The sequence below is a fragment of the Aeromicrobium sp. SP1 genome, assembly GCF_055663785.1.
Genome location: NZ_JBQVVK010000001.1, coordinates 1,450,392 through 1,474,579 on the forward strand (window position 1 = coordinate 1,450,392; position 24,188 = coordinate 1,474,579).

26 protein-coding genes are annotated in these 24,188 nt (G+C 70.9%); 6 read left to right on the forward strand and 20 right to left on the reverse strand.

Annotation, left to right across the window (positions count from 1 at the left end; genetic code table 11):
* The first annotated feature begins 8 nt into the window (after positions 1–8).
* The 3 genes from ACT26F_RS07085 to ACT26F_RS07095 are packed head-to-tail and all read left to right on the forward strand — an operon-like array spanning position 9 to position 2,493.
* Complete coding sequence (locus ACT26F_RS07085) at positions 9–473, forward strand: hypothetical protein (protein ID WP_471669807.1); 465 nt, start codon at positions 9–11, stop codon at positions 471–473.
* Complete coding sequence (locus tag ACT26F_RS07090; RefSeq protein WP_471669808.1) at positions 470–1,834, forward strand: ATP-binding protein; 1,365 nt, start codon at positions 470–472, stop codon at positions 1,832–1,834. Before ACT26F_RS07085 ends, ACT26F_RS07090 begins: the two co-directional genes overlap by 4 nt.
* The gene (locus ACT26F_RS07095) at positions 1,831–2,493 is read left to right on the forward strand and encodes a response regulator transcription factor (RefSeq protein ID WP_471669809.1); all 663 of its coding nucleotides are present in this window, start codon (positions 1,831–1,833) and stop codon (positions 2,491–2,493) included. Before ACT26F_RS07090 ends, ACT26F_RS07095 begins: the two co-directional genes overlap by 4 nt.
* Here ACT26F_RS07095 and ACT26F_RS07100 read toward each other — a convergent pair.
* From ACT26F_RS07100 to rimP, 8 genes are all read right to left on the reverse strand, one after another.
* Positions 2,478–2,951, reverse strand: a complete 474-nt coding sequence (locus tag ACT26F_RS07100) for a hypothetical protein (protein WP_471669810.1) — start codon at positions 2,949–2,951, stop codon at positions 2,478–2,480. The genes ACT26F_RS07095 and ACT26F_RS07100 overlap by 16 nt on opposite strands.
* A gap of 96 nt (positions 2,952–3,047) precedes the next feature.
* A complete protein-coding gene (locus tag ACT26F_RS07105) occupies positions 3,048–4,289 on the reverse strand; it encodes a phospholipase D-like domain-containing protein (protein WP_471669812.1) in 1,242 nt (413 codons plus the stop codon).
* 20 nt (positions 4,290–4,309) lie between these two features.
* Positions 4,310–5,203 carry a tRNA pseudouridine(55) synthase TruB gene (gene truB / locus ACT26F_RS07110; RefSeq protein WP_471669813.1) on the reverse strand — a complete coding sequence of 298 codons (894 nt, stop codon included), beginning with the start codon at positions 5,201–5,203 and terminating at the stop codon, positions 4,310–4,312.
* On the reverse strand, positions 5,181–5,618 hold the full coding sequence (gene rbfA, locus ACT26F_RS07115) for a 30S ribosome-binding factor RbfA (RefSeq protein WP_471669814.1): 438 nt from the start codon (positions 5,616–5,618) through the stop codon (positions 5,181–5,183). The genes truB and rbfA overlap by 23 nt, the downstream gene beginning before the upstream one ends.
* Positions 5,619–5,621: 3 nt before the next feature.
* Positions 5,622–8,420: a translation initiation factor IF-2 gene (gene infB / locus ACT26F_RS07120; RefSeq protein ID WP_471669815.1), complete on the reverse strand. Its 2,799-nt coding sequence runs from the start codon at positions 8,418–8,420 to the stop codon at positions 5,622–5,624.
* Positions 8,421–8,575: 155 nt separating this feature from the next.
* Positions 8,576–8,848 (reverse strand): YlxR family protein, encoded by a 273-nt coding sequence (locus ACT26F_RS07125; protein WP_471669816.1) that lies wholly within the window; start codon positions 8,846–8,848, stop codon positions 8,576–8,578.
* A gap of 8 nt (positions 8,849–8,856) precedes the next feature.
* Positions 8,857–9,921 (reverse strand): transcription termination factor NusA, encoded by a 1,065-nt coding sequence (gene nusA, locus ACT26F_RS07130; RefSeq protein ID WP_471669817.1) that lies wholly within the window; start codon positions 9,919–9,921, stop codon positions 8,857–8,859.
* Positions 9,921–10,382 (reverse strand): ribosome maturation factor RimP, encoded by a 462-nt coding sequence (gene rimP / locus ACT26F_RS07135; RefSeq protein ID WP_471669818.1) that lies wholly within the window; start codon positions 10,380–10,382, stop codon positions 9,921–9,923. The genes nusA and rimP overlap by 1 nt, the downstream gene beginning before the upstream one ends.
* A 73-nt stretch (positions 10,383–10,455) precedes the next feature.
* Between rimP and ACT26F_RS07140 the strand changes: the two genes are divergently transcribed.
* Both ACT26F_RS07140 and ACT26F_RS07145 read left to right on the forward strand, forming a co-directional pair.
* On the forward strand, positions 10,456–10,869 hold the full coding sequence (locus ACT26F_RS07140; RefSeq protein ID WP_471669819.1) for a hypothetical protein: 414 nt from the start codon (positions 10,456–10,458) through the stop codon (positions 10,867–10,869).
* The gene (locus ACT26F_RS07145; protein WP_471669820.1) at positions 10,866–11,267 is read left to right on the forward strand and encodes a DUF4439 domain-containing protein; all 402 of its coding nucleotides are present in this window, start codon (positions 10,866–10,868) and stop codon (positions 11,265–11,267) included. Before ACT26F_RS07140 ends, ACT26F_RS07145 begins: the two co-directional genes overlap by 4 nt.
* Here the strand turns inward: ACT26F_RS07145 and ACT26F_RS07150 are convergent.
* The 10 genes from ACT26F_RS07150 to ACT26F_RS07195 all read right to left on the reverse strand — a co-directional run bounded on the left by ACT26F_RS07150 (position 11,264) and on the right by ACT26F_RS07195 (position 21,232).
* Positions 11,264–13,000, reverse strand: a complete 1,737-nt coding sequence (locus ACT26F_RS07150) for a proline--tRNA ligase (RefSeq protein WP_471669821.1) — start codon at positions 12,998–13,000, stop codon at positions 11,264–11,266. The two genes, ACT26F_RS07145 and ACT26F_RS07150, sit on opposite strands and share 4 nt — an antisense overlap.
* Before the next feature lie 61 nt (positions 13,001–13,061).
* On the reverse strand, positions 13,062–13,442 hold the full coding sequence (locus ACT26F_RS07155) for a DoxX family protein (RefSeq protein WP_471669822.1): 381 nt from the start codon (positions 13,440–13,442) through the stop codon (positions 13,062–13,064).
* 26 nt (positions 13,443–13,468) lie between these two features.
* Positions 13,469–14,335, reverse strand: a complete 867-nt coding sequence (locus ACT26F_RS07160; protein ID WP_471669823.1) for a GNAT family N-acetyltransferase — start codon at positions 14,333–14,335, stop codon at positions 13,469–13,471.
* A gap of 215 nt (positions 14,336–14,550) precedes the next feature.
* Positions 14,551–15,681, reverse strand: a complete 1,131-nt coding sequence (gene ispG / locus ACT26F_RS07165) for a flavodoxin-dependent (E)-4-hydroxy-3-methylbut-2-enyl-diphosphate synthase (protein WP_471671666.1) — start codon at positions 15,679–15,681, stop codon at positions 14,551–14,553.
* A gap of 17 nt (positions 15,682–15,698) precedes the next feature.
* Positions 15,699–17,000 (reverse strand): M50 family metallopeptidase, encoded by a 1,302-nt coding sequence (locus ACT26F_RS07170; protein WP_471669824.1) that lies wholly within the window; start codon positions 16,998–17,000, stop codon positions 15,699–15,701.
* The gene (gene dxr, locus ACT26F_RS07175) at positions 16,997–18,217 is read right to left on the reverse strand and encodes a 1-deoxy-D-xylulose-5-phosphate reductoisomerase (RefSeq protein ID WP_471669825.1); all 1,221 of its coding nucleotides are present in this window, start codon (positions 18,215–18,217) and stop codon (positions 16,997–16,999) included. The genes ACT26F_RS07170 and dxr overlap by 4 nt, the downstream gene beginning before the upstream one ends.
* A gap of 43 nt (positions 18,218–18,260) precedes the next feature.
* Positions 18,261–19,061 (reverse strand): ABC transporter permease, encoded by an 801-nt coding sequence (locus ACT26F_RS07180; protein ID WP_471669826.1) that lies wholly within the window; start codon positions 19,059–19,061, stop codon positions 18,261–18,263.
* A complete protein-coding gene (locus ACT26F_RS07185) occupies positions 19,058–19,972 on the reverse strand; it encodes an ABC transporter ATP-binding protein (protein ID WP_471669827.1) in 915 nt (304 codons plus the stop codon). The genes ACT26F_RS07180 and ACT26F_RS07185 overlap by 4 nt, the downstream gene beginning before the upstream one ends.
* 67 nt (positions 19,973–20,039) lie before the next feature.
* A complete protein-coding gene (locus ACT26F_RS07190; RefSeq protein ID WP_471669828.1) occupies positions 20,040–20,504 on the reverse strand; it encodes an AMP-binding protein in 465 nt (154 codons plus the stop codon).
* Positions 20,504–21,232, reverse strand: a complete 729-nt coding sequence (locus ACT26F_RS07195; protein WP_471669829.1) for an enoyl-CoA hydratase — start codon at positions 21,230–21,232, stop codon at positions 20,504–20,506. Before ACT26F_RS07195 ends, ACT26F_RS07190 begins: the two co-directional genes overlap by 1 nt.
* Positions 21,233–21,324: 92 nt before the next feature.
* Between ACT26F_RS07195 and ACT26F_RS07200 the strand changes: the two genes are divergently transcribed.
* Positions 21,325–21,861 carry a hypothetical protein gene (locus tag ACT26F_RS07200; RefSeq protein WP_471669830.1) on the forward strand — a complete coding sequence of 179 codons (537 nt, stop codon included), beginning with the start codon at positions 21,325–21,327 and terminating at the stop codon, positions 21,859–21,861.
* Between the two features lie 140 nt (positions 21,862–22,001).
* On the opposite strand, the gene rlmN is transcribed toward ACT26F_RS07200, so the two are convergent.
* Positions 22,002–23,147: a dual-specificity RNA methyltransferase RlmN gene (rlmN, locus tag ACT26F_RS07205; RefSeq protein WP_471669831.1), complete on the reverse strand. Its 1,146-nt coding sequence runs from the start codon at positions 23,145–23,147 to the stop codon at positions 22,002–22,004.
* Between the two features lie 21 nt (positions 23,148–23,168).
* On the reverse strand, positions 23,169–24,161 hold the full coding sequence (locus ACT26F_RS07210) for a zinc-binding metallopeptidase family protein (RefSeq protein ID WP_471669832.1): 993 nt from the start codon (positions 24,159–24,161) through the stop codon (positions 23,169–23,171).
* Positions 24,162–24,188 lie beyond the last annotated feature (27 nt).

A 24,188-nucleotide genomic window follows, 5' to 3' on the forward strand; every position in this document is an offset into this window, starting at 1 on the left:
CCCCGCTCATGCGCGGTTTCGTCGGACGCGTCACCATGGAGGGCATGGTCTCCCGTGAGCTGCTCGGCGGAATCGCCGTCGGTGCGGTGCTGGTCGCGCTCGGCGCGGTGCTGGTCGACCGCCTCACGCCGGAGCCTGTCGGCGGCGGGTCCGTGACGCCCGTCGTGATCTCCCCGAGGTCGTCCGCCGAGGACACGAGCATCGCGACGCCGGAGCCGGCCGCCACCACCGCCGCGACGGCACCGCCGGTGGCGCCACGTGCCGCGCGGACGACCCCGACGCCCGCCACCTCGCCGGCGCCGCGCGAGACCGGCGACGACAAGGCCACTTCGCCGACCGAGCCGACGACGTCCCCGCGATACCGCGCGCGCCCCGTGCGCGCCACCCCCGTCGACGGCCATGAGCACGATCACCGTCACCGTCATCGTCACGACGACGACCGGCGCGACGACGATCGTCGACGCGACCGGTGAGACGCCCCCGGCCCTCGGTACGCGATCGCATCGCGATCGCCGTGGCCGGGCTCGTCACGGCAGCCCTCGTCGGCACCGGGGTGGCGATGTGGATCGTCGAGAGCCGCCGCATCGACCAGGCCATCGACGACTCCATCCGCACCGAGATGGCGGAGTTCCGCAAGATCGGCGGCGATGACGCGGACGTGCGACTGGACACGTTCCTCGCCCAGAGCGTCCCGGCGATCGGCGAGGTGCTGTGGATGTTCCCCACGCAGGGCGACCCCAGCTACGTCGGTCAGCCCGAGTCCGGCCTGCTCGACTCGGCCACCCTCGCCCGGACGGTCGACGGCCTGCGCTCGAACGGCGGGATCACCGACCTCACGGTCGACGGGCACGCCTACCGCATCGGCGTGCTGCCGGTCATCGAGGACGACCGGAACGCGGCCCTCGTCGTCACCCGGAACCGCTCCGCGGCCCATGCCGCCCTGCGCGACCTGCTGACGACGTACGCCCTCACCGCCGCGCTCGCGCTCGTCATCGTCGTCGCGGTCTCCCGCTGGTTGGCCGGTCGCCTGCTGCGCCCGGTCACCCGCCTGCGGGACACCGCCCGGGCGATCAGCGCCGGCTCGCTCGACGAACGCATCGAGGTGACCGGGCACGACGACCTCACCGACCTGCAGGTGACCTTCAACGAGATGCTCGACCGGCTCGAGGACGCGTTCACGAGTCAGCGCCAGACCCTCGACGACGCGGGCCACGAGCTGCGCACGCCGCTCACGGTCCTGCGCGGGCACCTCGAGGTGATGGATGCGCGCGATCCGGAGGACGTCGCCGGCACCCGCGCACTCCTGCTCGACGAGATCGACCGGATGTCACGACTCGTCGACGAGCTGCTCATCCTGGCGAAGGCGCGTCGCCCCGACTTCATCCATCGCCGCGAGACGGACCTCGCCGCGCTCGGGGACGGCATCTGGGCCCGGTGTGTGGCCCTCGCCGACCGGGACTGGCGATCGGCACTCGAGGCCACCGGGACCGCCGACCTCGACGGCCAGCGCGTGACCCAGGCGGTCCTCCAGCTGGCCGACAACGCCGTGCGTCACACCCGCTCGGGCACGACGATCACGCTCGGCAGCAGGCGCTCGGGCGACACCGTCGAGTTCTGGGTGGCCGACACGGGCCCGGGCGTCCCCACGCAGGACCGCGAGGAGATCTTCGAGCGGTTCACGACCGGGGAGCACAGCTCGAGCTCCGGCCTCGGCCTGTCGATCGTGCGGGCGATCGCGGTCGCCCATGGTGGGAAGGTGGGAGTCGAGGACCCGTCGTCCGGCACCGGCGCCGTCTTCAGGATGCGCCTGCCCCGGGAAGGAGCGAGCACATGAACCGCGTGCTGGTGGTCGAGGACGAGGAGCGGATCGCCGCGTTCATCGCGAAGGGCCTGCGCTCCGAGGGGTTCACCCCGACCGTCGCCGGCGACGGCACCATCGGACTCGACCTGGCGCGCGGCGGCGAGTTCGACCTCGTCGTGCTCGACCTCGGCCTGCCGGGCACGGACGGCTTCACGGTGCTGCGGACGCTGCGCGAGACCCGTCCGGAGCTGCCGGTGATCGTGCTCACCGCTCGCGACTCGGTGTCCGACACCGTCGCGGCGCTCGAGGGCGGCGCCGCCGACCACATGACCAAGCCGTTCCGGTTCGCCGAACTCGTCGCCCGCATCCGGTTGCGCCTGCGCACTGCGTCGTCACCGACGGCGGTCGACGACGAGCTGACGGCCGGGCCGGTGCGCCTGGACCTGCAGGGTCGCCGCGCCTACGCCGACGACCGCGAGGTCGAGCTCTCGGCCCGCGAGTTCGCCCTGGCGGAGGTGCTGCTGCGCCATCGCGGACAGGTGCTCTCGCGCGAGCAGCTGCTGTCGCTCGTGTGGGGCTACGACTTCGATCCGGGCTCCAACGTCGTCGACGTCTACGTCGGCTACCTGCGCAAGAAGCTCGGCGCCGACCTGATCACCACGGTGCGCGGCATCGGCTATCGCGTGCAGTGACGACCGGCGCGGTGGGCGTGGTGCCCGTGCCGGTGGTGATGGCCGCCGCGATGCGCGCGTCGGTCATCGTGCTTCCTCGCGCCGTGACGATGGGCGTGACCCACCTTCTTGCCGCCGCACTTCGCGTCCGTGGGCTTGACGGTGGGCTTCGTCGTCGGCGCGGTCGTGGGCGTGACGGTGGGCTTCGTCGTCGGCGCGGTCGTGGGCGTGACGGTGGGCTCCGTGGTCGGGGTCGTCGTCGGCTCGGTCGTGGGGACGGAGGTGGGGACGGTCGTCGCGGCCGTCGTCGGGATGGTCGTCGGGGCGGACGTGGGATCGTTCTGCGCCCCACTCACGGCAGCCGCGGCCGAGACCGGCTCCGCGCCGCCCACGGCCGCGTGCGCGACGGCGAGGCCTCCCACGGTCAGAGCGACCGTTCCGCCCAGGGCGACGAGTCCACTGCGGAAGTTGGAGCTCATGGGGAATCCTCCTCGATCGGTGGATCCCAGCGTCCCGTCTGTCGATGAGACCGACGTGAGCCGTCGATGAGAGTGCTCTCATGGACGACCGCCCGCTCAGACCAACGGCCGCCAGACCTGCAGGATCCGCTCATAGACCCGCGAGATCGTCGGCCGGGAGCCCCACGTCTGCTGGTCGAGGGGCTTCGCGCGCTCGGCATCGCGGGCGAAGATCCGGCTCATCCCCTCGGCCAGACCCTCGTCGAGGACCTCGAGGTTGATCTCGTAGTTGCCGGTCAGGCTCAGCCGGTCGATGTTGGCGGTGCCGATCGTGGACCATTCACCGTCGATCGTCATCGTCTTGGCGTGCACCATGTGGTCGGAGTACCGCAGGATCTCGACCCCCGCGTCGAGCAGCCGGCCGAAGTAGCCGCGCGCGACGAAGTCCGCCACGACGTGGTTCGACACCCGCGGCACGAGGATCCGGACGCGCACGCCGCGGCGGCTGGCGTCGATGAGCGCCTCGAGGATGTTGCGGTCGGGGATGAAGTACGCCTGCGTGATCTCGATCGTCGACGTCGCCCGGTCGATCGCCTCGAGGTACATCCCGCGGATCGGGTAGATCAACTGGCGCGGCACGTTGCGGTGCGCGCGCACGTACGGATCCCACGTCGACTCCGCGAGGGGCTTGAGGTCGTCCTCGGGCCGGACCGCGTTCCAGAAGTCGACGAACGCGTTCTCCAGGTCCCACACGGCCGGGCCGGTGACCGCGACGTGGGTGTCGCGCCACTCCGTGGCGTACAGGCTGCCGATGTTGTAGCCACCGACGAACCCGATCATGTCGTCGACCACGAGGATCTTGCGGTGGTCCCGCCCCCACGAGCGCGGGCTGAAGAACGCCCAGCTGCGCGGCCGGATCGGGTACCGCATCACGCGGATCCCGGGCGCGAACCTGAAGAAGCTCGGTCGCACGACGAGGTTGGCGAAGCCGTCGTAGACGACGCAGACCTCGACGCCACGATCCGCGGCCTCGCGCAGGGCCCGCTTGAACCGCCGGCCCATCGGGTCGTCCTTGACGATGTACGACTCGAGCAGCACGCGCCGCCGGGCTCCGGCGATCGCCGCGAGCATGTCGTCGAAGAGCGCCTCACCCGAGACGTAGACCTGCACCTCGTTGCCGCCGCCGATCGTGAAGTGCTCCGCCTCGATCCGCGGCAGCGGTGGGGTGCCCTTGCCACGCAGGATCTTGCGGACCTTGCTGGCGGTCATCAGCGAGAACGCCGCCAGGACGGGGGCGACGAGTCCGGCGAGAACCGTGCGGCGCAGGAGGTGGTGCGGCCAGGGTCTCGCGGTGGGCATGGCCCTCAGCCTAGGGCGTGTCAGACGAAGACGGCGACCGGGCGCGCGCCGGGGCCGGCGGCCTCGTAGAGCGCGAGGAACCGACCGTCGGGATCGAACAGCGCGACCGGCCCGGCCGCGTCGAGCGTGAGGCCCGGGAGGGCGCGTCCGAAGCGCACCGCCTGCGCGTCCTGCGGACCGAGGTCGACCGACGTGAACGAGGCGCGGGCGGCGTCGTCGATGTCCACCATCGTGAATTCGGCCGCCAGCTGGTCGAGTGTGCGCGCGACATCGAGGCCGAAGCCGCCGACGCGCGTGCGCCGCAGCGCCGTGAGGTGGCCACCGACGCCGAGGGCGGCACCGAGGTCGCGGGCCAGGGCGCGCACGTACGTGCCGCTCGAGCACACAACGCGGACGTCCGCCTCGGCTCGCTCCCCGGGCCGGAACGCGAGCAGCTCGAAGGTGGAGACCTCGACGGGGCGTGCGTTGAGGATGACCTCCTCGCCGGACCGCACCCGCGCGTAGGACCGCTTGCCGTCGACCTTGATCGCCGAGACGGCCGACGGGACCTGTTCGATGTGGCCGGTCAACGGCATCATGGCGGCTCGCACGGACGCGTCCGACACGGCCGACGCGTCCGAGACGTGCGTGACGTCGCCCTGGGCGTCGTCGGTGACGGTCGTGGCGCCCAGCGCGATCGTCGCGAGGTACTCCTTGTCGGCACCGGACAGGTGCCCGAGCAGACGGGTCGCCCGGTTGACCCCGACGACGAGCACGCCCGTCGCCATGGGATCGAGCGTGCCCGCGTGACCGACCTTGCGGGTGCCCGCGAGCCGTCGGACCCTGGCGACCACGTCGTGCGACGTCCAGTCGCTCGGCTTGTCCAGGATCACCAGGCCCGCGGGCGGCTGGTCATTCAGCGGAGTCGTCCTCATCTTCGTGCTTCTTGTACGGATCGGCGTCGCCGGCGTACTGCGCACCCTGTGCCTGCTCGGCCACCCGGGCGTCGGACTCGCGGGCCTTCGCCAGCAGGTCCTCCAGCTCGCGGGCCGTCTCGGGCACCGAGTCGAGGAAGAACTCGATCGACGGCGTGTGCCGCACCCCGAGCAGCTTGCCGACCTCGGAGCGGATCAGGCCGGTGGCGCTCGTGAGCGCCGCCGCCGTGTCCGCCCGGGCCTGCTCATCTCCCAGGACCGTGTAGAACACCGACGCGTGCTGACCGTCGCCGGTCAGCCGCACGTCCGTGATCGTGACGAAGCCCAAGCGGGGGTCCTTGACCCGCCGCTCGAGCATCGCCGCGACGATGTCCTTGATCCGGTCCGACTTCTGGGCGTGACGTGGGCCCGCCATGGGTCAGTCCCGCTTCTTCTCGACGAGCTCGAAGGCCTCGATGATGTCGCCGACCTTGATGTCGCTGTAGGTCAGGACGATGCCGCACTCGAAGCCCTCGCGGACCTCGGACGCGTCGTCCTTCTCGCGACGCAGCGACGCCACATCGAGGTTGTCGGCCACGACCGCGCTGTCGCGGATGACCCGCACCTTCGCGTTGCGCCGGATGACGCCGTCGATGACCATACAGCCCGCGATGTTGCCGCCCTTGACCTTGCTCGAGCGGAAGATGTCGCGGATCTCGGCCTGGCCGAGCGTCTTCTCCTCGTAGATCGGCTTGAGCATGCCCTTGAGCGCTGCCTCGATCTCCTCGATGGCCTGGTAGATCACCGAGTAGTAGCGGATCTCGACACCCTCGCGGTCGGCCAGCTCCGTCGCCTTGCCCTGGGGCCGGACGTTGTAGCCGATGATGACCGCGTTGGACGCCGCGGCGAGGTTGACGTCGGTCTCGGTGATGGCACCGACACCACGGTCGATGACCCGCAGCGCGACCTCGTCGCCGACCTCGATACCGGCCAGCGAGTCCTCGAGGGCCTCGACCGAACCGGAGCCGTCGCCCTTGAGGATCAACAGCAGCTCGTCGGTCTCGCCCTTCTCCATCGAGGACATGAAGTCCTCGAGGGTGCGGCGGCCCGAACGCTTCGCGAGCATCGCATTGCGCTCGCGCGCCTCGCGCTTCTCGGCGATCTGGCGAGCGATCCGATCGTCCTCGACGACCATGAAGTTGTCGCCGGCTCCGGGCACGGCCGTGAGGCCGAGCACGAGGGCGGGACGCGACGGGGTCGCCTCGTCGATGTTCTGGCCGTGCTCGTCGAGCATGGCGCGGACGCGGCCGAAGGCCGGTCCCGCCACGAGCGAGTCGCCGACGCGCAGCGTGCCGCGCTGGACCAGGACGGTCGCGACCGGACCACGGCCACGGTCGAGGTGCGCCTCGATCGCGAGGCCCTCGGCGTTCTGGGTCGGGTTGGCCCGAAGGTCCAGGGACGCGTCAGCCGTCAGCACGATCGCCTCGAGCAGGTCCTCCAGACCGGTGCCGGCCTTGGCCGACACGTCGATGAACATCGACTCTCCGCCGTACTCCTCGGGAACGAGGCCGTACTCGGTGAGCTGACCGCGCACCTTGGACGGGTCGGCGCCGGGCTTGTCGACCTTGTTGACCGCCACGACGATCGGCACACCGGCCGCCTTCGCGTGGTTGAGCGCCTCGACCGTCTGCGGCATGACGCCGTCGTCGGCCGCGACGACCAGGATCGCGATGTCGGTCGCCTGGGCACCACGGGCACGCATGGCGGTGAACGCCTCGTGGCCCGGGGTGTCGATGAAGGTGATCGCGCGCTCGTTGCCGTCGACCTCGGTCGTGACCTGGTAGGCACCGATGGACTGCGTGATGCCACCGGCCTCCTTGGCCACGACGTTGGCGTTGCGCAGCGCGTCGAGCAGCTTCGTCTTGCCGTGGTCGACGTGACCCATGACGGTGACGACCGGCGGACGGGCCTCGAGATCGGCCTCGTCGCCCTCGTCCTCGCCGAACTCCAGCGAGAACGACTCGAGCAGCTCGCGGTCCTCGTCCTCGGGCGAGACGACCTGGACGTCGTAGTTCAGCTCCTCGCCGAGGATCTGCAGCGTCTCGTCGTTGACCGACTGCGTGGCCGTGACCATCTCACCGAGGTGGAACAGCACCTGCACGAGCGATGCCGCGTCCACGCCGATCTTCTCGGCGAAGTCGGTCAGCGAGGCGCCGCGCGCCATGCGCACGATCTCGCCGTTGCCCTTCTTGACCCGCACGCCGCCGATCGCCGGCGCCTGCATCTGGTCGAATTCCTGGCGCTTCGCGCGCTTGGACTTGCGGCCACGGCGCACCGGTCCCCCGGCGCGACCGAACGCGCCCTGGGTGCCACCACGCTGGTTGCGACCGGGTCCACCGGGACGACCGCCCGCGGGAGGACCGCTGAAGCCGCCGCCACCGGGACGACCCGCGCCGCCACCGGCGCCGCCGGGACGACCCGCACCGGCACCGGGACGACCGCCGGGAGCCGGCCGAGCGCCGCCACCCTGGCGGGCGCTTCCGGCCTGACGCGCCGGACCGATCGACGACTGCTTGGGCATCATCGCGGGGTTCGGACGGGGCATGCCCGGGCGAGCCGGGGCTCCGCCCTCACGCCCGGCCGGCGGACGCGGCGGACGGTCCTGCTGCATGCCCTGCTTCGACGAGAAGGGGTTGTTGCCCGGACGTGCGCCACCGGGACGCGGGCCGGGACGGGCGCCGCCACTGGTGGGCAGGCCACCGGCCTGGCCCGGACGGGGCGCCGGAGCCGGAGCCGCGGGACGCGGACCGGGGGTACGCGTCGGCGCCGGACCCGGACGGGGTCCGGCCGACGCTGCGGGGGCCTCCGCGGCAGGTGCCTGCGGCGCGGGGGCCTCGGCGGCGGCGGGGGTCTCGACGACCGGGGCGGGGGCCTCGACGACGGGCGCGGGGGCCTCGACGACCGGGGCGGGGGCCTCGGCGACGGGGGCCTCGACCGGCGCCACCTTCTCGGCGGCCGGCGCAGGCCCGGGCTTCGCGGCGGGGGCCTTCTTGGCGCCCTTCTTCGCACCCATCTCGACCAGGCGGGCGCCGTGCTCCTCCTTGAGGCGGCGCACGACGGGGGCCTCGACGGTCGAGGACGCGGACTTCACGTACTCGCCCATGTCCTTCAACGTGGACAGGACGACCTTGCTCTCAACACCGAGCTCTTTGGCGAGCTCATGGACTCTGACAGCCACTGTTCTCCTTCAGGGTGATCCCGCCCTGAAGGAGGCAAGGATCACGAATTGACGTACAGGCTCATTTCGACGTCTTCATCGAATGCTCATGAGCGTGTGCTCCGATTTCGTGTCGGTGGGCCCCCACTGAGATTCAGTGGAGCGTCCCACGATGGTCAGGCGCTCTGGTCGGCCTTGGCCCGGACCCACGAGGCGACGGCGTCCGTCCTGACGGGTCCTTCGAGACGAAGGGCCCTGACGAACGCCCGCCGGTCGAGAGCGAGCTTCAGGCACCGTTCCGTGGGGTGCAGGTGCGCTCCGCGGCCCGGTCGGGAACCGTCGAGGTCGGGGTCCACGGTCCAACCCGCTTCGTCCCGGCCGGCGACGACCCTCACCAGAGTGGTCTTGTCCACACGCTGCCGACAACCGACGCACGTGCGGATCACCATCGTCAAGTCTAGCCGCTCGCACGTGATGACGACGAATCGCCACCCCCGGCGGTCCCGGGGACGGGTGCCGTGTCAGGCCGGATGTCGATGCGCCAGCCGGTCAGCTTCGCGGCGAGCCGGGCATTCTGGCCCTCCTTGCCGATCGCGAGCGACAACTGGAAGTCCGGCACGACGACGCGCGCCGAGCGCGCCATCTCGTCGACGATCGTCACGCCCTTGACCTGGGCGGGCGACAGCGCGAAGGCGATGAACTCGGCGGGCACCTCGCTGAAGTCGACGATGTCGATCTTCTCGCCGTGCAGCTCGTGCATCACGGCGCGGACGCGCTGGCCCATCGGGCCGATGCACGCGCCCTTGGCGTTGACGCCCTGCGTGTTGGCCTTGACCGCGATCTTCGTGCGGTGACCGGCCTCGCGGGCGATCGCGGCGATCTCGACCGTGCCGTCGGCGATCTCGGGCGACTCGAGCGCGAACAGCAGCTTCACGAGGTTCGGGTGCGTGCGCGAGACCTTGACCCGCGGGCCGCGCAGGCCGCGCTCGACCTCGTAGACGTACGCCTTGAGCCGCTCGCCGTGCGCGTACCGCTCCTCGGGGACGCGCTCGGTCGCCGGCAGCACCGCCTCGATCGAGCCGATGTCGATCAGGACGTCGCCGGGCGACCGGCCCTGCTGGATGACACCGGACACGATGTCGCCCACCCGGCCGGAGAACTCGCCGAACTTCTGCTCGTCCTCGGCATCGCGGATGCGCTGCATGATCAGCTGACGTGCGACCGTCGCGGCGAACCGGCCGAAGTCCTCGGGCGTGTCGTCGAACTCCTCGGTCCACGTCGGCACGGGCGCGGCGGGCTCGTCGTCCTCGCCGGCCGGCTGCGTCTTGTCGGCGAGCCGTTCGCGGGCCCACACCGTGACATGGCCGCTCTTGCGGTCCAGTTCGACGCGCGCGTTCTGCTGGGCGCCGGCCGTCTTGTGATAGGCCGACAGCAGCGCGGTCTCGATCGCGTCGACGACGACGTCGACGCTGATCCCCTTCTCGCGCTCCAGCAGCCTCAGGGCGCTCATGTCGATGTCCATCAGACGTCCTTCCGGTTCAGCTCGATCTGCACGACGGCCTTGTCGATCTCGTCGTAGGGGAAACGCGTGGCATCGCCCTTGACCAGCAGGTCGACGCCGGTGTCGTCGCTGTCGCCGACCCGCGCCTCGAAGCGCTCGCCGTCGACGAGGTCGACCGCCACGACGCGCCCGGCGTTGCGGCGCCAGTGGCGCACCTCCGTGAGCGGCCGGTCGACACCCCGCGAGGCGACCTCGAGGGTGTAGGGGTCCTGGCCCATCACGTCGGACTCGTCGAGCACCACCGAGATGGCGCGGGTCGCCTTCGCGATCTCGTCGATGCCGATGCCGCCGTCGGCGTCGACGGCGACGAGGAGGCGGCGCTCCTTCTTGCCCCGCAGCTCGACGCTCTCGAGGTCGAGCCCCAACGAGGTGGTCACGGGCGTGAGGAGCTCCTCGATCCGGCTCGTGTCGCTGGATGTCATGGGTGCTCCTCTTCTGTTGTGAACCGTGCGGACCCCACCCTATCGAAGTCTGGGCCATGGGTACTCTGCCCACGTGAGCAGCCGACGCGTCGTCCTGACCGCCGCAGCCGGCGGAGCGGTGGCCCTGACCGGCCTCTTCGTCACCGGGACGTTCGACGACGCACTGCGCGCCGTGGGCGCCGACCCGAAGCCACTCCCCCGCCCCGAGGACTCCTCCCTGCTGAAGGCAGTCGTCGAGGACCAGCAGCGCGTGCTCTCGATCGCCCGGGGTTCCAGTGCGAACGAGGTCGTCACGCTCGTGGCGGCACAGCTCGAGCAGCTCGGCGCGACCCCCGGGACCGAGCAGGTCGCCGGTGATCTCGCGACCTCGCTGCGCGACGCGGCGAAGCACCGCGCGGCCGATGCGCGCGCGGCGATCTCCCCGGAGTTCGCCCAGGTGCTGGCCTCCATGTCGGCCGGACTCACCCAGGCGGTGACGGCGGTATGAGCGAACTCACGCTGACGCAGAACTGGCTCGCGCTGGAGCACGAGGCGATCTGGGTCTACGAGCTCGTCGGCGCCCGCGTGCGCGACGTGCGGGACGCGGCCCGGCGGCAGGCGTCGGCGCACCGGTCGACGCGCGACCGGCTCACCGCCGTCGTCACCGCGCTCGGCGGCTCGCCCGTGGCGACGCGACCTGCCTACGACGTCGCCGCTCCGGAGAACGTCGATGCGGCCCGGAAGCTCGCACGCGACGTCGAGGGCCGGATCGCGGCGACGTGCGTCGGTCTCGTCGCGGTCACCGAGGACGCCGCCCGCGACCGTGCCGTGCGAGGACTGCGGACCGCCGCCCTCGTGCAGGTGCGATGGGCGGGGACGCCCGAGCCCTTCCCCGGCCTGGACTAGCCCGCGAGCGTCGCCACGAGATCGGCCAGCGCGACGTCGGAGCGCTCGCCCGTCGCCCGGTCCTTGACCTCCACGACGCCGTCGACCAGGCCCTTGCCCACCACGACGATCGTCGGCACGCCGATCAGCTCGGCGTCCTTGAACTTCACGCCGGGCGACATCTTGGGCCGGTCGTCGTAGAGCACCTCGATGCCCGCGGCCTCGAGGTCCGCGACGAGCGAGTCGGCCGCCTCGAACAGGGCCGGATCCTTGCCCGCGACGACCAGGTGGACGTCGAACGGCGCGATCTCCTTGGGCCACACGATGCCGGCGTCGTCGAACGAGCCCTCGACGACGGCCGCGACGGCGCGCGAGATGCCGACGCCGTAGGAGCCCATCGTGACCGTGACGAGCTTGCCGTTCTCGTCCAGGACCTGCAGTCCGAGCCGTTCGGCGTACTTGCGGCCGAGCTGGAAGATGTGGCCCATCTCGATCCCGCGGGCCAGCTCGAGCGGGCCGGAGCCGTCGGGCGCGGGGTCGCCCGCGCGGACCTCGGCCGCCTCGATCGTGCCGTCGGCGGTGAAGTCGCGACCGGCCACGAGGTCGATCACGTGGGAGCCGTCGACGTTCGCGCCGGTGACCCAGCGGGTGCCGTCCACGACGCGGGGATCGACGAGGTAGCGGATGCCCGTGACGGACTCCGCCCCGAGCGCGGCGGGGCCGATGTAGCCCTTCACGAGTCCGGGGAACTTCGCGAAGTCGGCCTCGACGAACGGCTCGACGTCGGCGGGCGCGACCTGCACCTCGAGGCGCTTCGCGTCGACCTCGCGGTCGCCGGGGATGCCGATCGCGAGTGGCTCGGTCGTGCCGTCGGGGTGGCGCAGCGTGACGAGCACGTTCTTGAGCGTGTCGCCGGCGTGCCACGGCCGGTCGTCGCGCGGGAACGCCTCGTTCAGGTGGCTCACGAGCGTCTCGATCGTGGGCGTGTCGGGGGTCTGCTCGGCGTGCGCGGCCGGTGCGTCGCTCCAGTCGAGGGGCTCGGGGACGATCGTCGTGACCGCCTCGACGTTCGCCGCGTAGCCGCCGGGCGAGCGCACGAACGTGTCCTCGCCGGTCTCGGCGACGACGAGGAACTCCTCACTGGCCGAGCCGCCCATCGCGCCGGAGTCCGCATGGACGATCGCGTAGTCGAAGCCGAGCCGGTCGAAGATCCGGATGTACGCCTCGCGGTGCAGCTGGTACGCCTTCTCGAGGCCCTCGTCGGTGACGTCGAAAGAGTACGAGTCCTTCATGATGAACTCGCGCCCGCGCAGGATGCCGGCGCGGGGTCGCGCCTCGTCGCGGTACTTCGTCTGGACCTGGTAGAGGATCGCGGGAAGGTCCTTGTACGAGGAGTACGTGTCCTTCACCAGCAGGGTGAACATCTCCTCGTGCGTGGGCCCGAGCAGCATGTCGTTGCCGCGTCGGTCCTGCAGCCGGAACAGGTTGGGGCCGTACTCGGTCCACCGGTCGGTCTGGTCGTACGGCTCGCGCGGCAGCAGCGCCGGGAAGCGCACCTCCTGGCCGCCGATCGACGCCATCTCCTCGCGCACGATCGCCTCGACCTTGGCCAGCACCCGCAGTCCCAGCGGCAGCCAGGAGTAGATGCCGGGGGCGACGCGACGCACGTACCCGGCGCGCACCAGCAGCTTGTGGCTGGGCACCTCGGCATCGGCGGGGTCGTCGCGCAGGGTACGGAGGAACAACTGGCTCATGCGCATGCGACGAGGCTATCTGCTCCGACGCGGGCGCCCGTGGGCGCCCGCGTCGTCGTGATCAGGCCTTGGCCGAGCGGGACAGGCTGAGCGCCGCACGGATCAGCGGCCACTGCAACGGCAGTCGCGCGATCGTGCCGGCCTTGAACCACGTGGGCGACTTCTTGCTGCCGACGACGTCGACGGCCATCTGCACGTTGGCCGGGAACACCGCCGCGAGCAGGCCCGCCGAGGCCAGTCCGCCGAGTCGTCGCGTGGACGGGTTCAGCACGGCGGCGGCACACGCCAGCTCGGCCACACCCGACACGAGGACCAGCTCACGCTTGCGCGGCAGGGCCTTCGGCACGATCGGCTCGAACACCTCCGGCCGCACGAGGTGGATCACGCCGGAGACGACGAACGGGACGGCAACGAGGGCGAGATCGCGGGAGCGCACGGACACGGGCACCTTCTTCGGAGCGGGATGGGTCACAGCAGGATCGAGGCGAACGTCTCGACCTGTCGGAACCCTACTCGCTCGTAGGCACGGCGTGCGGCGATGTTGTGATCGTTGACGTACAGCGTCACCGCGGGTGCCACGGCCCTGCGGACCTGGCGCACGACCGAGGCGAGCGCGGGCGCGGCGACGCCGGTGCCGCGCAGGTCGGGATGGACCCAGACGCCCTGCAGTTGGCAGCCGGCGTCCGTGGCTGCGCCGACCTCCGTCTTGAACAGCACGGTGTCGTCCTCGATGATCGCCCAGGACCAGCCCATCGACACCAGTTGCGCGACACGCGCGCGGTAGCCGTGGGCCGAGCCCACCGACTCCGGATGCACGCCCACCTCCTCGGTGAACATCGCGACGCACGCGGGATAGAGCGTGTCGACCTGGTCGATCGTGACGGGTCTGACGCGGGGGTCCAACGGGACGTCGGAGTCGTGCTCCATGACCATGAACGGCTGCACGGGGCGCGGTGACCGCGCCGGCCCCCACGTCCCCTCGACGAGGTCCCACAACGGGAGCACCGCGGCCGCCGGGCCGACGAGCGAGCTGGGTCGGTGCCGGTGCGTGAGGAGCCGGTCGGCGAAGGCGGTGATCGCCGCGGGAGTCGCCTGCACGGGCACGACGTTCGCGCCGACGTGGAGCAACGAGACGGGCTCGCCGTCCTCGAAGTAGCCCCACAGCTCGGCGCCGAACCACCTCCGGTCGAGCCGCGTGGAGTCCACGCGATGGCGCACGAACATGTCGACGAGCGGCTGGCGTTCCAGCACCTCGTGCACGAGGTCGATGTCCGCACGACCCAACGCCCTCACGTACGAGGACGTGGCCGCAGGCGGATCGCAGACCTCGGTCATGGAGCAAACTGTACCCAGCCACCACCGCCCCGTCCCCGGCCAACCCGCGCGCCGCACCGCCCGCCACACCGCCCGCCTCCGGGGAACGGATCTTGAGGCATTCGGGTGGCCCAGGCGACCGATCTTGATGCGTTGGGGTGGCTATACCCACCCGAAGGCATCAAGATCCGTGACCACCCGGCCCGCCGACAGGACGAGCGCAGGACGGCGAGGCGTCAGGAGACGGTGACGGAGGCGGAGCCTCCGTCAACGGGCTCCATGGTCTCGGCGATGCGCATGGCCTCGTCGATGAGGGTCTCGACGATCTGGCTCTCCGGGACGGTCTTGACGACCTCCCCCTTGACGAAGATCTGCCCCTTGCCGTTGCCGGAGGCGACGCCGAGGTCGGCCTCACGGGCCTCGCCCGGGCCGTTGACGACGCAGCCCATGACCGCGACGCGCAGTGGCACCTCGAGGCCGTCGAGGCCGGCCGTGACCTGCTCGGCGAGCGTGTACACGTCGACCTGGGCGCGTCCGCACGACGGGCACGAGACGATCTCGAGCTTGCGGGGACGCAGGTTGAGTGACTGCAGGATCTGGATGCCGACCTTGACCTCCTCGACCGGAGGGGCCGAGAGGGAGACGCGGATCGTGTCGCCGATGCCCTTGCTCAGGAGGGCGCCGAACGCCGTGGCGCTCTTGATCGTGCCTTGGAACGCGGGTCCGGCCTCGGTCACGCCCAGGTGCAGCGGCCAGTCGCCGCGCTCGGAGAGCAGCTCGTACGCGCGCACCATGACGACGGGGTCGTTGTGCTTGACCGAGATCTTGAAGTCGTGGAAGTCGTGCTCCTCGAACAGCGACGCCTCCCACACGGCGGACTCGACGAGCGCCTCCGGCGTGGCCTTGCCGTACTTCTCCAGCAGTCGCTTGTCGAGGGACCCGGCGTTGACGCCGATCCTCAGCGAGACGCCGGCGTCCTTGGCGGCTTTCGCGATCGCGCCGACCTGGTCGTCGAACTTGCGGATGTTGCCCGGGTTGACGCGGACCGCGGCGCAACCGGCGTCGATCGCGGCGAAGACGTACTTGGGCTGGAAGTGGATGTCGGCGATGACCGGGATCTGCGACTTCTTCGCGATCGCACCGAGCGCGTCGGCATCGTCCTGGCTCGGGCACGCCACGCGCACGATGTCGCAGCCGGCGGCGGTCAGCTCGGCGATCTGCTGAAGCGTCGTGTTGACGTCGGACGTGAGCGTCGTGGTCATCGACTGCACCGAGATCGGGGCGTCGCCACCGACGTCGACCGTGCCGACCTTGATCTTGCGAGTGGGCCGTCGCGGCGCCAGCACCGGCGGCGGTGCCTCGGGCATCCCGAGGTCGATGTTCGTCACGAGATCCTCACCGGGTTGACGATGTCCGCGTAGATCAGCACCACACCCATGACTATAAGGACGACCCCCACGCCGTAGGCGACCGGCAGCATCTTCGCGACGTCGACGAACCCCGGATCGGGCCGGCCACGCCACCGCGCGATCCGGCGACGACCCTCCTCCCACAGGGCTCCGGCGATGTGGCCACCGTCGAGCGGCAGCAGCGGGATCAGGTTGAACATCCACAGGAACAGGTTCAGCCCCGCGAGCAGGCCGATCACACGCTGGGCGCGCTCGGCCCACGTCGGATCGTCGACGGTCACGAGCTCGCCGGCGACCCGGCTGGCACCGACGACGCTGACCGGCGTGTCAGCCCCGCGCTCGCCGCCCAACGCCGCCTTCGCGACGTCGACCATCCGCTCCGGCATGTGCACGAGGGCGACCGCGGTCGTGCCGATCATCGAGCCCATCTCCTGGACGACGAAGACCGGTCCCTGACGCTCGTTCACGAACTCCGGGGAAACCCCCAGGAAGCCGACCTTCTCGGTCTTGTCGGGGTCGTCGACCGACACTCGCGAGAGCACCGACGTGTTGACCGTGGCCTCGTGCTCGGCGCCGTCCCGCTCGTAGCCGATCGTGGCCTCGCGGTCGCCGTTCTTGCGGATCAGGACGGTGAGCGAGTCCCACTCGTCGATCTGCGTGCCGTTGAAGGTCGTGATGACGTCGCCGGGCTCGAGGCCGGCCTGACGGGCGGGCGTGACCGGGTCGTCGTCGGTGCACGCGCGACCGAGCTCGTCATCGGCGATCGCGCAGTCGGACACCGCGGAGACCGTCGTGGTGGGCGTCGACACGCCGAACGCCATGAACGAGATCGAGAACAGCACGGTGGCGATGAGCAGGTTCACGGTGGGACCGCCGGCCATCACGATGACCTTCTGCCACCACGGCTTGCGGTAGAAGAGCCGGTCCTCGTCCGCCGGATCGACGTCCTCGTACTCGGCGGCGCGAGCGTCGGAGGCCATCTGGGTGAACAGGCCGGTGTCGGACGAGCGGACGATGAGGTGCCCGTCGACGTCGCGCTCCTCCTTCTCCGGAGGCAGCATCCCGACCAGCTTGACGAAGCCGCCGAGCGGGAACGCCTTGAAGCCGTACTCGGTCTCACCGCGGCGGGTCGACCAGACGGTCGAGCCGAACCCGACGAAGAACTGGGTGACCTTGACGCCGAACTTCTTGGCTGGCCACATGTGACCGACCTCGTGCAGCGCGATCGAGAGGGCGACGCCGACCAGGAAGACGACGACACCGAGCGCGTACATCATCGGCCGACCACCTCCGAGCGGGCAGCGACCGCGTCGGCGGCCCGACGGCGTGCCTCGGCGTCCGCGGCGAGCACGCGCTCGACCGTGAGGTCGCCCTCCCCGGACTCGGGGTCGGCCAGATGGGCATCGACGACCTCGGCGACCGTGTCGACGATCCCGAGGAAGTCCAGCTCGCCCGCCATGAACGCGTCGACGCACACCTCGTTCGCGGCGTTGAACACCGCCGGAGCCGTGCGACCGAAGGTACCGGCGCGACGGGCGACCGAGATCGCCGGGAAGGCCGAGTCGTCGAGCGGGAAGAACTCCCACGCCTGCGGTCGCGTCCAGTCGCACGCCGGCACGGCACCCGGAACGCGCCGCGGCCAGGCCAGGCCGAGCGCGATCGGCAGTCGCATGTCCGGCGGCGAGGCCTGCGCCATCGTCGAGCCGTCGACGAACTCGACCATCGAGTGCACGACCGAGGTGGGGTGCACGACGACCTCGATCCGCTCGAACTCGACTCCGAACAGCAGGTGCGCCTCGATCACCTCGAGGCCCTTGTTGACGAGCGTGGCCGAGTTGATCGTGATGACGGGGCCCATGTCCCACGTCGGATGGGCGGACGCCTGCTCGGGCGTCACGTCGCGCAGCTCCTCGCGGGAGCGACCACGGAACGGCCCGCCGCTGGCGGTCAGGACGAGCCGCCGGACGTCGGCCGGATCCTCGCCGCGCAGGGCCTGCGCGAGGGCCGAGTGCTCGGAGTCGACCGGGACCAGCTGCCCCGGCGCGGCCGCGTCGAGGACCAGGTGCCCGCCGATGATGAGCGACTCCTTGTTGGCCAGCGCGAGGGTGGCTCCGGACTCCAGGGCCGCGAGCGTCGGCAGCAGGCCGACGGCGCCCGTCATGCCGTTGAGCACCGTGTCCGCGGGAACCCGAGCGACCTCGGTGGCGGCCTGAGGTCCGGCGAGCAACCGCGGCAGCGCGTACTCACCGGCCGACCAGCCTCGGCGCTGCGCCTCGGCGTAGAGCGCGAGCTGGACGTCCTGCGCCGCCGTGGCACTCGCGACGGCGACGACCTCGACCTCGAACTCCAGGGCCTGGGCGGCGAGCGTCGCCGGATCGGCCCCGCCCGCGGCCAGGGCGACGACGTCGAAGCGGTCCGGATTGGCCCGCACGACGTCGAGCGCCTGCGTGCCGATCGACCCGGTCGAACCGAGGATGACGACCCGAGAGCTCATGGGGTCATTGTGGCACCGCACCCTGAAGTCGGGCTGAGCGCTGCTACTTCACCTCGGCGCGCAACAGTCGCCACAGGCCGAGGCAGAACGGCAGCACGAGCCACAGGGCGCCGGACGTGGCCAACTGTCCCCACTGCTCGCCGGTCAGCGTGTAGTCGCCGGTGAACAGCGGCTGCTGGGCCGTGTTGAACTCGATCCACGGGACGACGGGCTCGAACCAGCTGATGAGGGCGCCCGCGATGTTCGCCACGGTCGGCAGCACGAGCGTGTAGATGAAGTAGGTCACGATCGCGGCGGCCGTGTTGATGAGCAGCATGGCGATCGCGAAGCCCACGAGTACGCCGATCGTGTTCGACAGCACGAAGTTGAACAACGCGTTCCCGGGCAGCGACCAGTCGATGTCGGTGCCGCGCAGGCTGGCCAAGGACGCACCGACCGCCGCGAGCGCGAACGCCAGCACGAGCACGATGAGCGAGATGATCAGCGTCGCCACCAGCTTGGCCAGCACGACGCGCCCACGACGGGGCTCGAGCGTGAATGTCACCAGGCCGGTGCGCTGGCCCCACTCCTGCGTCACGAGCATGATCGGGATGATCGGCAGGAAGTAGCCCAGCGCCCCGCCGGAAGCCTGCACGTAGAACTCGAACTGGTCGACGCCGCCGTTGGAGACCGCGAGCGACATGATCAGCATCACGATCGCGACGAGGATCAGGATCGAGATGCTCAGCCAGCGGCCGGCGCGCGTGTCGAACGACTTGCGCGCCTCGAGCCGGACCAGCCGATGGAACGGAATGCCGGGGACGTCGGTGCGGATGCCGACGTTCGGCGTGGTGTCGGTGCTCATGCGGTGACTCCCGTCGGGTTGATGACATCGCGTTGCGTGTCGGCGGTCATCTGCAGGAACAGGTCCTCGAGCGATTCGCTGTCGTCGGCACGCAGCTCGACGAGCACGGCACCGGCCGCGGCCGCGGCCCGTCCCACGTCCTCGGCCGAGGCGGACGTGCGGAAGGCGCCGTCCTGGGCCGGCTCGGCGGTGATGCCGGCCGACTGCAGCGCGGCGCCGAGGATGGCGGCATCGAGCCCGCGCACGAGCGTGCCCGAGGACTGCAGGAGTTCGGCCTTCGTGCCCTGGGCGATGATCCGGCCGTTGCCGATGACGATCAGCTCGTCGGCGATGACCTCGATCTCGTGCAGCAGGTGCGAGGACAGCATCACGGTGCCGCCCTGCTGGGCGTAGTGCTTGAGCAGCTGGCGCATCCAGTGGATGCCGGCCGGGTCGAGCCCGTTGGCCGGCTCGTCGAGGATGAGGATCTTCGGATCGCCCAGCAGCGCGTGCGCGATACCGAGCCGCTGGCGCATGCCGAGCGAGTAGTTGCGGATCCGGCGCTTGGCCTCCGAGGGCGTGAGGCCCACGAGCTCGAGCATCTCGTCGACCCGCGAGGACGGCAGACCCATCCCCATCGCGCCGAGCGTGAGCACCTCGCGGCCGGTGCGGCCGGCGTGCTGTGCCGAGGCGTCCAACAGGACGCCCACCTGGGTCGACGGGTTCGGGATGTCGGCGTAGGCGACGCCACCGATCGTGGCGGTCCCGGAGGTCGGTGGAGTCAGGCCCGCGATCATGCGCATCGCGGTGGACTTGCCGGCGCCGTTCGGACCCAGGAAGCCGGTGACCCGGCCCGGGGTGCAGGAGAACGTGATGTCGTCTACCGCGCGGAAGTCGCCGTACACCTTCGTGAGGTTCTGGACGGAGATCATGGGTCCATCCTGCCGGGCGGCACCCACAGCGGGCGGACAGGGCGCGTCCCGCGCGCGTCGTCGCAGGTCAGGTCAGGGTGCCGCCGTGCAGGAGCGTCGCGAGCACGTCGCCGTACCGCCGCTCGAGCCGCTCGGCGTAGTCGCCCGGATCGGTGACCGGGGCGGTCGCAGGCTCGTGGCGCCCGGCCCGCAGCACGAGGTCGAGGTCGAGGACCTCGTCGTCGACCTGCACCACGGCCGGGTCGTCGACGATCCGGAACCGGGCGTCGTCGCCCTCGTGGACCGGCTCCGCACCCAGCCTGACGATCGCGAGGACGCCCAGCACCCAGACGCGCCGGTCGGGCACGCTCAGTCGCAAGGGCGTACCGGCGACCACACCGAGGTCGCGCAGACCTCCGGCGAGCGATGCCGACTCGTGGAGCAGTTGCGCGTAGCTCAGCGTGCGGGTGGGCGTGACGAACGCGGGCTCGTCGGCGCGCCCGTCGACGACATGTCGGTCGAGCGCGCGGAAGGCGAGGCTGTGGATGGTCATCAGATCCCCCTGAAGATCGGGTCACGCTTCTCGAGCCGGGCCGCGGCCGCCTCGCGGACGTCCTCGCTGGCCCACACGGCCGTGAAGCTCTCGGTGATGCGGTCGTCGTCGGCTGACGAGCCGTTGAGCACGAGCTTGTTGTGCGCGAGCGTGAGCGGCGCGAGCGTGGCGATCTCGTGGGCCCAGGCGACCGCGTCCTCGAGCGTGCCCGGGCGATCCACCAGTCCGCAGGCGAGCCCCTCCTCGCGCGAGATCGTGTCGGCGGCGAGCATGACCCGCCGGGCGCGTCCGGTGCCGGCGAGCGAGGCGAGCGTGCGGATGGTCCATGCGTCCACGGCCATCCCGTTCCGCGCGGTCGGGACGGCGAAGCGGGCGGTCTCGTCGGCCACCCGCAGGTCGCACGCGATCGCGAGCTGGGTGCCCGCGCCGATCGCCGGTCCGTTGACTGCGGCGATGATCGGCACCGGCACCTCGGCCAGGTGGTGCAGCATCGCGTAGAGCGCGTCAATGAACTCGTCGCCGTAGACCCCACCGAGGTCGGCGCCGGCGCAGAATGCCGTGCCCTCCCCCGTCACCACGATCGCGCGGGCGCCGCCGGAGACGGCCTCGTCGACGGCGTCGTGCAGGGCCCGGCAGAGCTCGGTGTTCAGCGCGTTGCGGCGATCCGGACGCGTCAGGGTCAGGATCGTGACGTCGCCGTCGCGCGCGGTGCGCAGGGTGTCGGACATGACGTCCAACCTATCGAGCCGGGACGGCTCACTCGGCGGCGGCCAACTGGTCGCCGATGGGATGTCGGCCCTCGCCGGAATGATTGACGAGGATGGGTGTCCAGTACTTCATTGACGAGACCAAGGCCAAGAGCTACCTAGTCGTCGCCGTGTCCTGCCCCGACGATTCGCTGCGTGCCGCGCGCCGAACGATCGACGGACTCGTGCTTCCCCGGCAGCGCTCGATCCACATGAAGCACGAGAGTGCGCCCCGACGCCGTCTCATCGCCGATGCGGTCGCCGGACTGCGTACTGCGCGCATCGGCGCGTTCGTCCTCGATGCCGGTCGCGGTCCCGAGGCAGAGCACCGACGTCGCGAACGCGCCCTGCGGGAGATCGTCCAGCGGGCCGCGCGTGAGCCCGTCGCCCAGCTCGTCCTGGACCTCGACCACACCCTCGTGTCACGAGACGCGCGGACGATCGCCTCGGCAACTCGTGACTTCGGAGCGACGGCGATCTCCTATCGCCACCAGACCCTCTCCTCCGAGCCTCTACTCGCCCTCCCCGACGTGATCGCCTGGTGCTGGGCCCGCGGTGGTGAGTGGCGGCGCCGGGTCGCACCCCTGGTGAACGGCGTGACGCACGTGTAGGAAGCGCGAAACCCGAGCGCCACGTCCGTCCGGACGGGTCTCGGGTTCACTTTCTGACGCGGAGCGCGCCAGACGACCTCAGTATGCCGCGCACGGCAGACAGAACCAAGCAGGTGGACGGAACCTCGAGCCGGGACGGCTCACTCGGCGGCGGCCAACTGGCCGCAGGCGCCGTCGATGTCGGAGCCGCGCGTGTCGCGGACGGTCGTCGGGATGCCCTTGGCCTCGAGCCGGCGCACGAACTCGCGCTCGTCCTCGCGCCGCGACGCGGTCCACTTCGAACCCGGCGTCGGGTTGAGCGGGATCAGGTTCACGTGCACCCAGCCCCAGTCGCCGTAGGAGTTCAGCACGTCGCCCAGCATGTCGGCGCGCCACGCCTGGTCGTTGATGTCGCGCATCATGGCGTACTCGATCGAGACGCGTCGCTTCGTCGTCCGGGCGTACTCCCACGCGGCCTCGACGGTCTCGGCGACGCTGAACCGGGTGTTGATCGGGACGAGCTCGTTGCGCAGCTCGTCGTCGGGCGCGTGCAGGCTCAGCGCGAGCGTGACGGGAATGCCCTCGGTGGCGAGCTGCCTCATCCGCGGCACGAGGCCGACGGTCGAGACCGTGATGTTGCGGGCGCTCATCCCGAGGCCGTCCGGTGCCGTGGACACCATCCGGCGCACGGACCCGATCACGGCCTTGTAGTTGGCCATCGGCTCGCCCATGCCCATAAAGACGACGTTCGAGAGCCGGCCCGGCCCGCCGGGAACGGCACCGGAGGCCATCTGGTGGGCGGCGTCGACGACCTGGTCGACGATCTCGGCCGTGCTCATGTTGCGCTGCAGGCCGCCCTGGCCGGTGGCGCAGAACGGGCACGCCATGCCGCAGCCGGCCTGGCTGGACACGCAGATCGTGGCGCGGTCGGGGTAGCGCATCAGGACGGACTCGACGAGCGACCCGTCGAACAGCCGCCACAGGGTCTTGCGGGTCGTCCCGCGGTCAGCCTCGAGCACGCGCACGGTCGACAGCAGCGGCGGCAGCAGGGCGGACACGATCGCGTCGCGGTCCTTGGCCGGCAGGTCGGTCATCGCCTCGGGATCGCGCTCGAGCCGGGCGAAGTAGTGGTGCGCGACCTGCTTGACCCGGAAGCCCTTGAGGCCCAGCTCGTCGGCCGCGGCCTTGCGCTCCTCGGGCGACAGGTCCGCGAGATGGCGCGGCGGCTTGCCGCGACCTCGTGGCGGAGCCATCACGAGGGGAAGCGGCTGGGGGTTCACGTCCGCGACATCGACCTCGTTCGCCATGACCCCAGTCTCCCAGACGAACTACAACTCGGCGTACCGCGACGTCAACGACGCGACGAAGTCGAGCTTGGCGAGCACGGGCGCCGCGATCACGAAGGGGTAGAGCGGCTCCTTGCCCATCGACCGGTTGATCTGGTTGAGCGCGACGGACAGCGGCACCCACACCCCCGTGACGAGGTCGCGGAAGGCGCGGAAGGCCTCCGGGTTGACGGTCGTGAGGCCGAACGCCTGGGCCGTGTCGATCGTGTCGGTGATGTGCAGGAAGTGCGCGAAGGTCTCGGCGAAGTCCTCGAACGGGTGCATCGTCGCGTACGTGCTGATGAACGAGCCCTGCCAGCCCGCGGGCGGTCCGTCCGCGTAGTGCCGGTCGAGAGCCTGCCCGTAGTCGAGGGTCTCGTCGCCGAACACCTCCCGCGAGCGGGTGCGCAGGTCGCCCTGGACGAGCAGCTGCTCGTAGTAGTGGCCGATCTCGTGCCGGAAGTGGCCCAGCATCGTCCGGTACGGCTCGGCCAGCTGCCGGCGGACCTGCTCGCGGTGGACGCTGTCGCTCTCGGCGAGGTCGATCGTGATGACGCCGTCCTCGTGGCCCGTCGTCACGGGGTGGACCGAGCTCGAGAGCAGGTCGAAGGCGAGCCCGTTCGCGGGATCGTCGGCGCGGGTCACGATCGGCAGCGCGAGCGCGTCGAGCTCGACGATGAGGCGCCGCTTCGCCTTCTCGGCGATCGGGAACAGCGACAGGCCACCGACGTCGGCGTCACTGGGCCTGGTGCGGGTCAGCCCGCAGCTGAAGCACAGCCCGCCCTCGAAGCGCGAGAGCCACGTGCACCCGGACAGGTCCAGGTTGCCGCACACCCACCAGATGTAGCCCTCGGCGTCGATGTAGCGCCCGGCGTCGTCGACGGGCACGATCGCCCGTTCCTCGCGGGAGAAGCCGAGCGCCGACGCGCACGTGACGCACGTCGAGTTCTCGAAGTACAGGTCGTTGCCGCAGTTGCGGCACGTGAAGGCGCGCACGCACCCACGGTGCCAGAGACGGTGTGA

Excerpts from the sequence above, each read along its gene's own strand:
- ACT26F_RS07085 (WP_471669807.1), top strand. The coding sequence starts at position 9 with ATGCGCGGTTTCGTCGGACGCGTCACCATGGAGGGCATGGTCTCCCGT.
- ACT26F_RS07095 (WP_471669809.1), top strand. The coding sequence starts at position 1,831 with ATGAACCGCGTGCTGGTGGTCGAGGACGAGGAGCGGATCGCCGCGTTC.
- ACT26F_RS07100 (WP_471669810.1), bottom strand. The coding sequence starts at position 2,951 with ATGAGCTCCAACTTCCGCAGTGGACTCGTCGCCCTGGGCGGAACGGTC.
- ACT26F_RS07105 (WP_471669812.1), bottom strand. The coding sequence starts at position 4,289 with ATGCCCACCGCGAGACCCTGGCCGCACCACCTCCTGCGCCGCACGGTT.
- truB (WP_471669813.1), bottom strand. The coding sequence starts at position 5,203 with ATGAGGACGACTCCGCTGAATGACCAGCCGCCCGCGGGCCTGGTGATC.
- rbfA (WP_471669814.1), bottom strand. The coding sequence starts at position 5,618 with ATGGCGGGCCCACGTCACGCCCAGAAGTCGGACCGGATCAAGGACATC.
- ACT26F_RS07125 (WP_471669816.1), bottom strand. The coding sequence starts at position 8,848 with ATGGTGATCCGCACGTGCGTCGGTTGTCGGCAGCGTGTGGACAAGACC.
- nusA (WP_471669817.1), bottom strand. The coding sequence starts at position 9,921 with ATGGACATCGACATGAGCGCCCTGAGGCTGCTGGAGCGCGAGAAGGGG.
- rimP (WP_471669818.1), bottom strand. The coding sequence starts at position 10,382 with ATGACATCCAGCGACACGAGCCGGATCGAGGAGCTCCTCACGCCCGTG.
- ACT26F_RS07145 (WP_471669820.1), top strand. The coding sequence starts at position 10,866 with ATGAGCGAACTCACGCTGACGCAGAACTGGCTCGCGCTGGAGCACGAG.
- ACT26F_RS07150 (WP_471669821.1), bottom strand. The coding sequence starts at position 13,000 with ATGAGCCAGTTGTTCCTCCGTACCCTGCGCGACGACCCCGCCGATGCC.
- ACT26F_RS07160 (WP_471669823.1), bottom strand. The coding sequence starts at position 14,335 with ATGACCGAGGTCTGCGATCCGCCTGCGGCCACGTCCTCGTACGTGAGG.
- ispG (WP_471671666.1), bottom strand. The coding sequence starts at position 15,681 with ATGCCCGAGGCACCGCCGCCGGTGCTGGCGCCGCGACGGCCCACTCGC.
- ACT26F_RS07170 (WP_471669824.1), bottom strand. The coding sequence starts at position 17,000 with ATGATGTACGCGCTCGGTGTCGTCGTCTTCCTGGTCGGCGTCGCCCTC.
- dxr (WP_471669825.1), bottom strand. The coding sequence starts at position 18,217 with ATGAGCTCTCGGGTCGTCATCCTCGGTTCGACCGGGTCGATCGGCACG.
- ACT26F_RS07180 (WP_471669826.1), bottom strand. The coding sequence starts at position 19,061 with ATGAGCACCGACACCACGCCGAACGTCGGCATCCGCACCGACGTCCCC.
- ACT26F_RS07185 (WP_471669827.1), bottom strand. The coding sequence starts at position 19,972 with ATGATCTCCGTCCAGAACCTCACGAAGGTGTACGGCGACTTCCGCGCG.
- ACT26F_RS07190 (WP_471669828.1), bottom strand. The coding sequence starts at position 20,504 with ATGACCATCCACAGCCTCGCCTTCCGCGCGCTCGACCGACATGTCGTC.
- ACT26F_RS07195 (WP_471669829.1), bottom strand. The coding sequence starts at position 21,232 with ATGTCCGACACCCTGCGCACCGCGCGCGACGGCGACGTCACGATCCTG.
- ACT26F_RS07200 (WP_471669830.1), top strand. The coding sequence starts at position 21,325 with ATGGGTGTCCAGTACTTCATTGACGAGACCAAGGCCAAGAGCTACCTA.
- rlmN (WP_471669831.1), bottom strand. The coding sequence starts at position 23,147 with ATGGCGAACGAGGTCGATGTCGCGGACGTGAACCCCCAGCCGCTTCCC.